Origin of the sequence: Propioniciclava soli (genome assembly GCF_014858005.1) — a bacterium.
GTDB classification, from domain to species: domain Bacteria; phylum Actinomycetota; class Actinomycetes; order Propionibacteriales; family Propionibacteriaceae; genus Propioniciclava; species Propioniciclava soli.
Genome location: NZ_JACYOT010000009.1, coordinates 92,718 through 105,451 on the forward strand (window position 1 = coordinate 92,718; position 12,734 = coordinate 105,451).

At 72.0% G+C, this 12,734-nt stretch carries 10 protein-coding genes; 5 read left to right on the forward strand and 5 right to left on the reverse strand.

From position 1 onward, the window contains the following. Window positions 1-13 precede the first annotated feature (13 nt). On the forward strand, window positions 14-1,567 hold the full coding sequence (locus tag IFY26_RS11305; RefSeq protein ID WP_232549109.1) for a DUF7059 domain-containing protein: 1,554 nt from the start codon (window positions 14-16) through the stop codon (window positions 1,565-1,567). Here IFY26_RS11305 and IFY26_RS11310 read toward each other — a convergent pair. Continuing rightward, entirely contained in the window at window positions 1,560-2,771 is a 1,212-nt protein-coding gene (locus IFY26_RS11310; RefSeq protein WP_232549110.1) for a S1C family serine protease, read from the reverse strand. The genes IFY26_RS11305 and IFY26_RS11310 overlap by 8 nt on opposite strands. A gap of 251 nt (window positions 2,772-3,022) precedes the next feature. Continuing rightward, the gene (locus IFY26_RS11315; protein ID WP_232549111.1) at window positions 3,023-4,195 is read right to left on the reverse strand and encodes a S1C family serine protease; all 1,173 of its coding nucleotides are present in this window, start codon (window positions 4,193-4,195) and stop codon (window positions 3,023-3,025) included. Between the two features lie 119 nt (window positions 4,196-4,314). Here IFY26_RS11315 and topA point away from each other — a divergent pair, with 119 nt between their 5' ends. Both topA and IFY26_RS11325 read left to right on the forward strand, forming a co-directional pair. Next, entirely contained in the window at window positions 4,315-6,972 is a 2,658-nt protein-coding gene (gene topA / locus IFY26_RS11320) for a type I DNA topoisomerase (RefSeq protein ID WP_232549112.1), read from the forward strand. 157 nt (window positions 6,973-7,129) lie between these two features. Next, window positions 7,130-7,660, forward strand: coding sequence for a VOC family protein (locus tag IFY26_RS11325; protein WP_232549113.1), 531 nt, complete (start codon window positions 7,130-7,132; stop codon window positions 7,658-7,660). 24 nt (window positions 7,661-7,684) lie between these two features. Here the strand turns inward: IFY26_RS11325 and IFY26_RS11330 are convergent, their stop codons facing one another. The 3 genes from IFY26_RS11330 to IFY26_RS11340 form a co-directional block, all read right to left on the reverse strand. Then, window positions 7,685-8,236 carry an HNH endonuclease gene (locus tag IFY26_RS11330; protein ID WP_232549114.1) on the reverse strand — a complete coding sequence of 184 codons (552 nt, stop codon included), beginning with the start codon at window positions 8,234-8,236 and terminating at the stop codon, window positions 7,685-7,687. 96 nt (window positions 8,237-8,332) lie between these two features. Beyond that, on the reverse strand, window positions 8,333-8,788 hold the full coding sequence (locus IFY26_RS11335; RefSeq protein ID WP_232549115.1) for an NUDIX hydrolase: 456 nt from the start codon (window positions 8,786-8,788) through the stop codon (window positions 8,333-8,335). Between the two features lie 470 nt (window positions 8,789-9,258). Then, the gene (locus tag IFY26_RS11340; protein WP_269779420.1) at window positions 9,259-10,713 is read right to left on the reverse strand and encodes a catalase; all 1,455 of its coding nucleotides are present in this window, start codon (window positions 10,711-10,713) and stop codon (window positions 9,259-9,261) included. Between the two features lie 108 nt (window positions 10,714-10,821). Between IFY26_RS11340 and tmk the strand changes: the two genes are divergently transcribed. Next, complete coding sequence (gene tmk, locus IFY26_RS11345) at window positions 10,822-11,499, forward strand: dTMP kinase (RefSeq protein ID WP_232549116.1); 678 nt, start codon at window positions 10,822-10,824, stop codon at window positions 11,497-11,499. After that, window positions 11,496-12,677, forward strand: coding sequence for a DNA polymerase III subunit delta' (locus tag IFY26_RS11350; RefSeq protein WP_232549117.1), 1,182 nt, complete (start codon window positions 11,496-11,498; stop codon window positions 12,675-12,677). The genes tmk and IFY26_RS11350 overlap by 4 nt, the downstream gene beginning before the upstream one ends. Window positions 12,678-12,734: the final 57 nt, after the last annotated feature.

Consider the following 12,734-nt stretch of genomic DNA (forward strand, 5'->3'; position numbering starts at 1 on the left):
ACAGGCTGGAGCCATGGATCCTGCCGCGGACGCCGCCGCCCTCGCCCGCCACCTGACGGATGCTGGCTACACCCTAGATGCCGTCACCGACAGAATCGGCGAGGCGGCGACGGCGGCCTTGGCGCGCAACACGACCCTGGCCACGCGCGACGCCCTGGGCGACGCGAGCGACCCCCAGGCCGCGCTCGTGCGGGCGTTCCTGATGCAGGACGCCGTGCCCGCCGCCGCGTTGCGGGGCGCGCTCGGCAACCTCGACCGGTGGGCGGGGCAGGGTCTGCTCACGGTGGAGGGGGACAGCGCGCGCGCCACGGTCGAGATCCGCCCGTACGCCTCCGCCGGGTCAGCCCGGCAGACCGTCGCTCCGGGTGGGGGCAGCGGGCCGGGCGGCGCCGTGGACGGGTGGGTGGTGCACGACCAGATCCCCACCCTGGATGGCCGGATCGCCCCCAGCCGCCCCGACTTCGTGCTCGGTCTGTCGCCGGCGTCCACGGCCCTGGCCCAGATGACGGCGCGGCGTCCGGTGGGGCGGGCGCTCGATCTCGGCACGGGCTGCGGGGTGCAGTCGCTGCACCTGGCGGGGCACGCCGGGCGGGTCACGGCCACCGACCTCAACCCGAGGGCGCTGCGGCTGGCCCGGTGGACGGCTGGCTTGAACGGTGTCGACCTCGATCTGCGGGAGGGGTCGCTCTACGAGCCGGTCGCCGAGGAGACGTTCGACCTCATCGTCACCAACCCCCCGTTCGTGCTCGCCCCGCCCACCGACGAGCGGCTCGTCTATCGCGAGGGCAGTGAGCGAGGGGACGACCTGATGCGTCGGGTGGTGACCGAGGGCGGGCACCGGCTGGCCGCCGGCGGCATGCTGCAGGTGCTGGGCAACTGGGCGATCACCGACGACCAGGACTGGGCCGAGCGCCTCCGCGCCTGGGTCGAGCCGACCGGTTGCGACGCCTTGGTGTTGGAGCGCGAGCGGCTCGACCCGTACGCCTACATCGAGGTGTGGCTCGCCGACGCCGGGCTCGTCGGCACCGACGCGTACGGCCCGCGCTACGCGGCTTGGCTGGCCTACTTCCGCGCGCTCGGGATCGCCGAGATCGGGATGGGGTGGATCGTCCTGCACCGGCCGGTCGAGCCAGGGCGGGCACCGGACGTCCGCTGCGAGTCCTGGCCCCACGCCGTGCACCAGCCGGTGGGCGAGGCGTTCGAGCGGTATCCGGACGCCCTCGCGCTGGCCCGGTTGCCGGACGCGGCCCTGGCCGCCACGCGCCTGCGCCTGGATCCGCGCGTGGACGCCGAGACGCTCGGCCGGCCCGGCGCCGCCGACCCCGAGCACCTGGTGTTCCGGCAACGGTTCGGCCTCGCCCGCGCGGTCGAGGCCGACACGGCGCTGGCCGCGGTGGTGGGGGCCTGCGACGGCGACCTACCGCTGGGGGCGCTCACCGCGGCCGTGGCCCAGCTGCTCGCGGTGGACGCCGACGCGCTCGCCGCCGAGGTGCTGCCGCGGGTGCGCGACCTGGTGCGCGAGGGCTACCTGCTCGCCGCGCCGCCGGCGTCCGACGCGCTCAGTTGACGGGGCTGCTGCCCAGGGTGACGGTCTCGGTGTTGAGCACGCCGGACGCGTCCAGCCACGTGACGCTGACCCGGTCGCCGGGCTCGAGCGCGTCGAGCACCTCGGAGAGTTCGGCCTGGCTCGCGACGGTGGTGCCGTCGAGGGCGGTGATCCGGTCGCCCGCGGCGATCCCGACGACCTCGGCCGGGCCGTCGGCCACCACACCGGCCACGGTCAGGCCGCCCGCCTGCACGGAGATGCCCAGGTAGGCCCGGGCGCCGATCTGCACCGTGCCGGTCTCGGCGCCGTCGCGGATCTGCTCGATCACGGCCAGGGCGTCCTCGATCGGGACGGCATAGGCGGTGGTGGTGACGGTGGCGCCGGTCACGGCGCCCCGCCGCCCGCGCCCCCCGGGACCCCCGGGCCCGGCCGTGACGGTCTGGCCGCCCGCGGTGGTCATGCCGGCCACCTCGCCCTCGGCGTCGAACATGGGCCCGCCCGAGTCGCCGGGCTGGGCGCCGGCGTTGGTCTGGATGACCCCCGACAGGTCCTCGGTGCCCTCGTTGCCCGAGACGGTGACCGACTGCTCCAGGGCCGTGACCTGCCCGGACGCGGCCACGAGCTCTCCGCCGCCGTTGGCGTTGCCAACCGCCGTGAGGGCGTCCCCGACGGCCAGGGTGTCGTCGTCGAGCGTGACCGTCGCGAGCCCGGAGGCGCCCTCGAGTTGCAGCAGCGCGACGTCGGCCGTGGCATCGTGCCCGAGCACCGTGGCCGCGTAGGTGTCACCGGTGCTGGCGATGGTGACCTCGACGTCCGTGGTGCCCTGGACGACGTGATAGTTGGTGAGCACCTGGCCGTCGGACGTCAGCACCATGCCGGTGCCGGCACCCTCCCCGCTGGTGGTCGTCACCGTGATGAGCGCGACGCCGCGCGCCAGGTCGTCGTCCACCGTGCCGGTGAGCGAAGCGGTGGCGCCCGCACCGGTGCTGCCGCTGGCCGGGGTGGGGGCCGTGGCCGGATCGGTGGTGACGGAGGGGGTCGGGGTGAGCGTCGGGGTGGTGGCGGGGCTGGGGCTCACCGGGGCTGGGGTCGTGATGGCGACGGGTGTGGCAGAGGTGGCCGTCTCGGCCGCGGCGGGCGCGAGATGGGGGGCGATGGCGGGCACACCGAGGGCGAGCGCGGCGGCTCCGGCGATGGCGGCGATGGTGGTGCGTGGGTTCGACATGGCGGGGCTCCTCGGCGCAAAGTTCGATGTGCCCTCAGTCGACCGCTGGCACCTGTGCCTCACCTGTGCACCGCGTCCGAAGCTCATGTGAGCCGGGGGCGGAGGGGCTCCGACACGCCTGCTTCGGTCTCAAACTCCGCCTTGCAAGGCGGAGTTTGAGACCGAAGTGAGCGTGTCGCCGCCTCACCGGCGCCGCCGGCGCAGGCGCCGCCCCGCAGGCGCCGATGGCCCCCGTTGCCGAGGCGGCTGGGTCAGTTGAGAGGACTCTCCGCCGGGGTGATCTCCCCGGACTGCGCGCGTCCGCCCTGGGTCTCCCACGTCAGCGGCACGCCCGTGCCGGGGCGGATCTCGTCCAGTAGGTGCGCGAGGGCCAGGCGGGACGGCGTCGGACGGCGGTTCAACGTCAGGATGCGGTCACCGGCCGCCAGCCCCGCCCGCTGCGCCGCCGAACCGGGCTCCACGCGCTGCACCACGACGCCGTCGGAGTCGTCGGCCTCGACCACGATGCCGAGGTACGCCTTGGGGCCGATCACCACCGAGCCCGAGTCGTCCCCGGCGCCGATGCGCTCCACCACGTCGAGCGCCTCGGCGATCGGGACGGCGTACACCTGACGGTCCTCAACATCCTCGGCGCCGCCGGCGGTCGTCATGCCCAGCACCTCCAGGTCGGCGTCGTACATCGGCCCGCCGGAATCGCCCGGCCACGCCGGCGCGTTCGTCTGAACGAGGCCCGACAGGGTCTCCGGCGGATCCTCCGGCAACGGGCCGCTCACCTGGATCGAGCGGCCCAGCGCCTGCACGTTGCCGCGGTGGGCGGTGACATACCCCTGGCCGTTCGCGTTGCCCGCGGCCACCACCACGTCGCCGACGTCCACCGGGTCGCGGTCGATCGTGACCACCTCGAGGTCCCGCGCGCCGTCAAGGCGCAGGAGCGCGATGTCCGCCGTCGCATCGCGCCCGACCAAGGTCGCGTCGTAGCTCCGCCCGGTGGACGCGACCGTCACCGTGAGCGACGCGGTGGACCGCACCACGTGGTAGTTCGTGAGCACCAACCCGTCGGGGGTGAGCACCATGCCCGTGCCGGCCACGGAGTCGGCCGGCGTCTGCCCCGCGATGAGGACGACGCCGCGCTGCACCCGGTCGTCGACCGGGACGGGCCCGACCGTCTGCTCGGGCGTCGGGCCCTCGGGGTCGTTCCCGCTGGGCAACGGGACCGGCGTCATGACCGTCCCCGGCGCCACCGGGCTGGGAACCGGGGCCCGGCTCACCGCCCACGCCCGCAGCGACACCACCCCGACGAACGCCACCGACAGGCTGAGCAGCAGGGCCAGCACGGCCCGCGCGAAGACGGTCACGGTCGGCGTCCGGCGCGGCTCGGGACGCCGCACCACCGGCGGTGGCGGGGCGGGCCAGGGCGGGGTCACGGGCCCAGTCTAGGCACCGGCCACGTCGCGGCCGTGGCGTGGGACCTTGCCCGGAACCGCTAGCATCCGATTCTGGCGGGTGCCGGACGGCCTCCGCCCACCCAGAAGGAAAGCAGGACGTGGCCACCGCAGCGCATCGCCGCCTCGTGATCGTCGAGTCACCCACCAAGGCGCGCACCCTCACCCAGGTTCTCGGCACCTCCTACGTGGTCGAGTCGAGCCGCGGGCACGTGCGCGACCTGCCGACGGGCGCGGCCGAGGTGCCCGCCAAGTACAAGGGACAGAAGTGGGCGCGCACCGGCGTCAACGTGGAGGACGACTTCGAGCCGCTGTACGTCGTCTCCCCCGAGAAGAAGGCCACGATCCGCGACCTGAAGGAGAAGCTCAAGGGCGTCGACGAACTCATCCTCGCCACCGATGAGGATCGCGAGGGCGAGGCCATCGCGTGGCACCTGCTGCAGGAGCTCAAGCCGAAGGTTCCGTACAAGCGCATGGTCTTCCACGAGATCACGCCCGAGGCGATCCGCGCGGCGGCCGACAGCCTGCGCGACCTCGACACCGATCTCGTCGACGCCCAGGAGACCCGCCGCATCCTCGACCGTCTCTACGGCTACGAGGTCAGCCCCGTGCTGTGGAAGAAGGTCATGCCCAAGCTGTCGGCCGGCCGGGTGCAGTCGGTCGCGACGCGCCTGGTGGTCGACCGCGAGCGCGAGCGCATGGCGTTCCGCTCGGCCAACTACGCCGACCTCACGGCTCTGCTCGATGCGGGGCCGGACGCCGACCCGCGCCAGTTCAGCGCCCGCGTCAGCGCGGCCGCCGGGCTGCGCATCGCCGGCAGCCGCGACTTCAACGCCGGTGGTCAGCTCACCGCCAAGCAGGCGCTGCACCTCGACCTGGCGGGGGCCGACGCGCTGGCGTCCGGGCTGCGCGCGGCGTCCGTGGTGGTCGATGGGGTGGAAGCCAAGCCGTACACGCGGCGTCCCTACCCGCCCTTCCGCACCACGACGCTGCAGCAGGACGCGGGCCGCAAGCTCGGGTTCACCGCGCAGCGGACGATGTCGGTGGCCCAGGAGCTCTACGAGGGCGGTTTCATCACCTACATGCGTACCGACTCGGTGACGCTTTCGGGGACGGCGATCGCGGCGTCCCGGGCCCAGGTGACCGAGCTGTACGGGGCGAACTTCCTGCCCGAGAAGCCGCGCACGTACACCTCGAAGGTGAAGAACGCCCAGGAGGCGCACGAGGCGATCCGGCCGGCCGGTGACCAGTTCCGGACGCCGCAGGCGACAGGCCTGGCGGGTGATGCCTACCGCCTCTACGACCTGATCTGGAAGCGGACGATCGCCTCGCAGATGCGTGACGCCGAGGGCCAGACGGTGACGATCACGATGACGGCGAACCTGGGGGAGCCGGTCGAGGTGGCGAACGTCACCTCCGGCGAACTGGTGTCGGTCGGCGATGCGACGCTGACGGCGTCCGGGCGGACGATCACGTTCCCGGGGTTCCTGCGCGCCTACGTGGCCGGCACCGAGGAGGGCGACGACTCCGACGACGCCACCGCGCGGCTGCCGCAGCTCGCGTCCGGCGCCGCGTTGGCGGTGGAGGACGTGACGGCCGAGGCCCACGACACCCGTCCGCCGTCGCGCTACACCGAGCCGTCGCTGGTGGCGAAGTTGGAGGAGCTGGAGATCGGCCGTCCCTCGACGTACGCGTCGATCATCCGGACGATCACGAGCCGTGACTATGTGTACAAGAAGGGCTCGGCGCTGGTGCCGACGTGGCTGGCGTTCGCGGTGACACGGCTGCTCGAGGAGCACTTTTCGCGGTTGGTGGACTACCAGTTCACCGCGCAGATGGAGGAGATCCTGGACGAGGTGGCGGCCGGTGACGCCCAGCGCCTCGACGTGCTGAAGGACTTCTACTACGGCTCGGAGGGCTACGAGGGGCTCGAGAAGCTCGTCGGCGAGCTGGGTGACATCGATGCGCGGATGCTCTCGACGTTCCACCCGGTGGCCGGGCAGGACTCCGGCATCGCGGTGCGCGTCGGCCGTTACGGCACCTACATCGAGGACGCCGAGGGGCGCCGCGCGAACGTGGACGACGACCTGGCTCCTGATGAACTGACGGTCGAGAAGGCCCTGGAGCTGTTGGCGACCCCGGCCGGCATGGAGCGCGAGCTCGGCGTCGACCCCGACTCGGGGCACCGCGTCGTGGCCAAGAACGGGCGTTTCGGCCCCTACGTCACCGAGGTGCTGGACGAGGACGCGCCGAAGGCGGCCAAGCCGCGCACGGCGTCGCTGTTCTCCGACATGACGCTGGACGGGGTGACGCTCGAGGACGCGCTGCGGCTGATGAGCCTGCCGCGCGTCGTCGGTGAGATCGACGGCGAGCCGGTGACGGCCCAGAACGGTCGTTACGGGCCCTACCTGAAGAAGGGCACCGACTCGCGTTCGCTGGCCACGGAGGAGGAGCTGTTCACGGTCACGCTGGAGCAGGCGACCGCGATCTTCGCCGAGCCGAAGACCCGGGGACGCCGTGCCGCGGCTGGCCCGCTGAAGGAGCTGGGGGCCGATCCGGCGTCGGGGAAACCGGTGGTGGTGAAGGACGGCCGCTTCGGGCCGTACGTGACCGACGGCGAGTTCAACGCCACGCTGCGCAAGGCGGACTCGGTGGAGGACATCACCCTGGAGCGCGCCGCCGAGTTGCTGGCGGAGAAGCGTGCCAAGGGCCCGGCCCCCAAGAAGACCACCACCCGTCGCCGGACGACGAAGAAGTAGCCTCCGCGGCGGCGTAGGGGCGCCAGCGGGGCGCCAGCGGGGCGCCAGGGGGGCGCCGACACGCTCACTTCGGTCTCAAACTCCGCCTTGGGAGGCGGAGTTTGAGACCACATCGAGCGTGTCGCCGCTGTTGGGTCCGCGGACGTACGATGCGGCCATGACTGACGCCCTGCCCCGCGGAATCAACCACATCGGCATCACGGTGCCGGACCTGGAGGAGGCGACGCGGTTCTTCAAGGCCGGGTTGGGCGCGAAGGTGGCCTACGACGGTCTGACGCGCGACGACGAGCCGCGGTGCGGGGCGCAGACCGAGGAGCAGCTGGGATTGCCCCCGGGGGCCAAGATCCGCCGGCAGCGCATGATCGTGGCCGGAACCGGCCCGTCGCTGGAGCTGTTCGAGATCGAGGGCCCTCAGCGAGCGGCGGTCGGGTTGGCCGACCTGGGGCTCAACCACCTGTCCTTCTATGTGGATGACATCGAGGGCTCGCTGCGTCGGCTGGTGGACGCCGGCGGTCAGGCACTCTCTGCCGTGCACCCCAACAGCCGCTACGAGGACACCCCCGGCAACGGAAGCGTCTACGTGCGGGCACCCTGGGGGACGTTGATCGAGCTGCAGACGATCCCGTCCGGGCACTACTACCCCGACGACAGTGAGGCCGAGGTCTGGACGCCTCCGCGCGCGGGATAGCGCCGGTGACGCTGGTGGCGCCGGTCAGGTGACGGTGAGGCCGGCCCGCTTGCGGCGGTTGCAGGGGCCGCACAGCACTTGGAGATTCTCGGCGTTCGACGAGCCACCCCGGGAAACGGGGATGACGTGGTCGAACTGCAGTTCCACGTCGGAGCCGCAGGCGCGGCAGCGTCCACCGTCGCGGCTCCAGACGTAGTGCTTGACGTCGTCCGGGATCGCGGATCGACGTTGCGGGGGAGACGTCCTCGATTGAGCGACGCTCTGTTGGGCGTGACGGACGCGGCGCTCCTGCTGTTCGCGGCGCGTCACCAGCAGCGCGTGGACGCCCGCGGCGGTCAGGCCGTCGTTGTCCCAGTAGAAGCGGTTCTCGAACATCCAGTAGGAGCGATCACCCCAGGAGCCGATCTTGACCGGGTAGGTCTGCTGCTGGGACATGTAGCGGTTGAACTCGTCGCGCGTCATCAGGCCGACCTCGAAATTGCGCTGGGGTGAGGCGCTGAACACGACCCGACCTGAACTGCTCAAGAAGCGCTTCTCAAAGTAGATCTGTGCGTTCTCCTGGCGTCGCAGCGACACGGCGTCCCTCCGGTGGATTTCATCGATTCGTGGTTTGGAGAGCTTACCTGGGGGGTGGGTCGGGTGCTGGCCTGCGCCGACACGCTCACTTGGGGCTCAAACTCCGCCTCCGGAGGCGGAGTTTGAGCCCCAAGTGAGCGTGTCGCGGGGCCCGGTGCGCCGCCCGAGGGCCGCCAACACATGCTGGGTCAGCAGTGGCGCCAGGGGGACGCCGGCGCCCGGGTCGGCGTCCAACGAGACCCAGGCGATCTCATCGATCTCTGCGCAGGCCCGTGGCTCACCCGGCAGGGGAGCGGTGAAGACGTCGGAGGTGATCGTCCACCCCGGCTCGTTCGCCGCCGGCGCCGACCACGTGCCGAGCAGCGCGACGGCGTCCGCCTCGAGGTCGAGACCCACCTCCTCGCGCACCTCCCGCAGGGTCGCGGCGAGGTGGGTCTCACCGGCCTCGACCTTGCCACCGGGCAGCATGAACACCGACGTCCCCCGCTTGCGGACGACGAGCAACTCACCGGACGGATTCACCAAGGTGCAGGACACCACGAAGATGTGCACACCTCGACCCTAGACGGCGAGGAGGCGACCGGGTCACAGGACGGACGGGCACCCTCGTCGTCGAGGCGCCGGCACCGGCCGGTGATCGTCTCGCGAGGGCATCGTGATGATGGACGGGGCGCGTGGCGCACCTCGACGCCACCTGGCGCACCTCCACCCCACCTGGCGCACCGGCCACCCACGTGGCGCACCGGCCGCCCACGTGGCGCAGTGGAGCTCACCTGGCGGCCCGTGCAAGGCCCTCCACGTGAGCTGCACTGCGCCACGTGCGGTTCAGGTACGCCACGTGCACGGCACTCCGCCAGGTGGGGGGCCGCCACGGCGCTCGCCATCGTCGCCGAGCCACTCCCAGCAAGACGGCCCAGCGCACACCCCCCACGCCAACGGCCCCCACCCGAAACCGGGTGGGGGCCGCTCTGGCCAACCTCAGCCCCGGACGCGATCTGCGGGTCGCGCCCGGGGCAAGCAGGTCAGCCCTGGACGTTGGCCTGCACGCGCGAGGCGACGCCGGGGTCGATGGAGGTCCAGTACCACATGAAGCGGTCGGCAACCCCCTCGTCGGTGATCGCCTTGAGCTGCCCGGTCAGCGTTTCGACGAGCCGGTCGCGCGCCGCGTCGTCGAAGACCTCACGCACCAGCTTGCCGGGCTGGCTGAAGTCGTCGTCGTCCTCCCGCAGCGTGTACGCGGCGCGCACCATCGCACCGTCGGACTCCCAGCCCTCGGCTACCTCGCCCTGCCACTCGGAGTACGAGCGGCCGAAGGAGTTCGGGGCGTAGACGGGCTGGTCACCGCTGTGGTGGTAGGTCATGTTGCCCTCGAACATCCAGTGGTTGGCCCCCTCGATGCCGCCCTCGACACCGAGCGGCTGGTTGACCGGCAGCTGGTGGAAGTTCGTACCGACCCGGGCGCGGTGGGCGTCCGCGTAGGCGAACACCCGGCCGAGGAGCATCTTGTCGGGGGAGTACCCGATGCCCGGCACGATGTTCGACGGCGCGAACGCCGCCTGCTCGATCTGGGCGAAGAAGTTCGTGGGGTTCTCGTTGAGCTCCAGGACGCCCACCTCGTGCAGGGGGAAGTCCTCGTGCGGCCACACCTTGGTGAGGTCGAACGGGTTGATGCGGTAGGTCTTGGCCTCCTCGTACCCCATCACCTGCACCGACATCGTCCACTTCGGAAGCTCACCACGCTTGATGGCGTCGAACAGGTCGCGCCGGTGGTAATCGGCGTCGCCGCCGGCCACGGCCTCGGCCTCGTCGTTGGTGAGGAACTCCATCCCCTGCTGGGTGTGGAAGTGGTACTTCACCCAGAACCGCTCGCCCGCCTCGTTGACCCACTGGTAGGTGTGCGAGCCGTAGCCGTTCATGTGACGCCACGTTCGCGGCAGGCCACGGTCACCCATGAGATAGGTCACCTGGTGTGCGGACTCCGGCGACAGCGTCCAGAAGTCCCACTGCATGGTGGCGTCGCGCAGGCCACTGTCGGGCAGCCGCTTCTGGCTGCGGATGAAGTGCGGGAACTTCATCGGGTCGCGCACGAAGAAGATCGGGGTGTTGTTGCCGACGAGGTCGTAGTTGCCCTCGGTCGTGTAGAACCGCAGCGAGAAGCCGCGGACGTCGCGCCAGGTGTCGGGGGAGCCGAGCTCACCCGCGACGGTCGAGAAGCGCAGCAGCGTCTTCGTCTCGGTGCCGGGGGCGAAGACGGCGGCCTTCGTCCACCGCGACACGTCCTGCGTCACCGTGAACCGGCCGAATGCCCCGGCGCCCTTCGCGTGCGGACGCCGCTCGGGCACGTTCGCGCGGTTGAAGTGGGCGAGCGTCTCGACGAGGTGGACGTCGTGGAGCAGGAGTGGGCCGTTGGGTCCGACACTCAGGGAATGGGCATCGCTCTCGGCGGGTGCGCCGCCCGTGGTCTGCGAGTGCGTCATCGATGGGTCCTCTCGAATCGGGTCCGGCTGGCCGTGCGAACCAGCCCTCAACCAGTGAACACCCCCGCACCGACATTCCTTCCCCCTCGTGAGCTTAGGATGGCCTGCGTGCGGGGCATCTTCATCGTGTTCGAGGGCGGCGACGGCGTCGGCAAGTCGACCCAGGCCGAGCTGCTGACCGCCTGGCTCACGAGCCGGGGACGTGAGGTCGTCCGCACCTTCGAGCCCGGGGACGGCCCGGTCAATGCGCAGATTCGCCGCATCCTCCTCAGCCGCGCCACCGAGAACCTCTCACCGCGTGCCGAGGCGTTGCTGTTCGCCGCAGACAAGGCCCAACACGTGGACGCCCTCGTCCGGCCCGCCCTCGCGCGCGGGGCCGTCGTCGTGTCGGACCGCTACGTCGACTCGACCCTGGCCTACCAGGGGGCCGGCCGCGTCCTGGAGTTGGCGGAGGTCGAACGCGTCAATCGCTGGGCCACCGACGACCTGCGCCCCGATCTCACCGTGTTGCTCGACCTCGACCCCACCCTCGGCCTGGCCGGCATCGCGGACGCCGATCGCATGGAGGCCGCCGGCGGGGACTTCCACGCCCGCGTCCGCGCCGGGTTCCTCGCCCTCGCGGAGCGCGACCCCGCCCGCTACCTCGTCCTGCCCGCGCGCGACTCCCGCGAGGCCATCGCGGACGCCGTCCGCGTGCGCGTCGCCGCACTGCTCGGCCCGGACGCGTCCGGCCGGGCGGCGTCCGACCCGAAACTGTCGGACGCCCCCGGCAGACTCAGCACATGAGCACATCGACGGTCACACCAACCGCCACGCCACCGGTCGGGGAGGGCGTCTGGGCCGAGCTCGTGGGGCAGGAGCGGGCCGTGGAGACCTTGCGGCGCGCCGTCGCGGGCGAGCGGCACGCGATGACCCACGCCTGGCTCGTCACCGGCCCGCCCGGTTCCGGGCGTTCCAACGCGGCGAAGGCGTTCGCCGCAGCGCTGCAGTGCGAGCGGGGCGGGTGCGGGGAGTGCCGCGCCTGCCGCACCGCGTTGTCCGGCGCGCACCCAGACGTCACGCTCGTGCGCACCGAGCAGCTCTCGATCGGTGTCGATGACGTGCGCGAACTGGTGCGACGCGCCGCGATGTCGCCCACCCTGGGGCGGGCCCAGGTGATCGTGGTGGAGGACGCCGACCGCGTCACCGAGCGCGGCGCGGACGCGCTCCTCAAGGCCGTCGAGGAACCCGCGGCCAGGACGGTGTGGGTGCTCTGCGCCCCCACCCCGGACGACGTGGTGGTCACCATCCGCTCACGGTGCCGCCGCGTGGAGCTGGCGACGCCCTCGGACGAGGCGGTCGCCGAACTGCTCACGCGCCGGGACGGCATCCCGTACGAGATGGCCGCCCACGCCGCCCGCGTGGCCCAGGGGCACATCGGGCGGGCCCGCGTGCTGGCCCGCAATGAGGACGCGCGCCGCCGCCGCGCGGAGGTGCTCCGCATCCCCGCCGCGCTGACGACGCTGGGGGAGTGCCTGCAGGCCGCGGCCAACGTCGTCGACGCCGCGAGCGAGGAGGCCGGGCAGGCGACCCAGGACGTGGACGCCCGCGAGAAGGCCGAGCTGTCCGAGGCGCTCGGCGTCGGCACCCGTGGCACCAGGCCCCGCAATGCGGCCGCCGCACTGAAGGACCTGGAGGAGCAGCAGAAGGCGCGCACGAAGCGGTTGCAGCGTGACGCGCTCGACCGGGTGCTCACGGAGTTCACCAGCTACTACCGGGACGTGCTGGCGCTGCAGACCGGCGGCACCGCGCGCCTGATCAACGCCGATCTGCTGACCGATCTGCAGGCCCTCGCCGGGCGCAGCACCCCGGTGCAGACGATTGGGCGGTTGGACGCCATCCTGGCTTGTCGCGAAGCTCTCGAGACCAACGTCGCCCCCCAGCTGGCGCTGGAGTCGTTGATGATCAGCCTGCATGCCCCCTGACCGGCCGTGTCGCTGCGGGGGATCGCCGCCCACGTTTGGGACGATGGAAAGGCTTCT

Coding starts and splice junctions, on each gene's coding strand:
- IFY26_RS11305 (WP_232549109.1), top strand. CDS start 14: ATGGATCCTGCCGCGGACGCCGCCGCCCTCGCCCGCCACCTGACGGAT.
- IFY26_RS11310 (WP_232549110.1), bottom strand. CDS start 2,771: ATGTCGAACCCACGCACCACCATCGCCGCCATCGCCGGAGCCGCCGCG.
- IFY26_RS11325 (WP_232549113.1), top strand. CDS start 7,130: ATGACTGACGCCCTGCCCCGCGGAATCAACCACATCGGCATCACGGTG.
- IFY26_RS11340 (WP_269779420.1), bottom strand. CDS start 10,713: ATGACGCACTCGCAGACCACGGGCGGCGCACCCGCCGAGAGCGATGCC.
- IFY26_RS11350 (WP_232549117.1), top strand. CDS start 11,496: ATGAGCACATCGACGGTCACACCAACCGCCACGCCACCGGTCGGGGAG.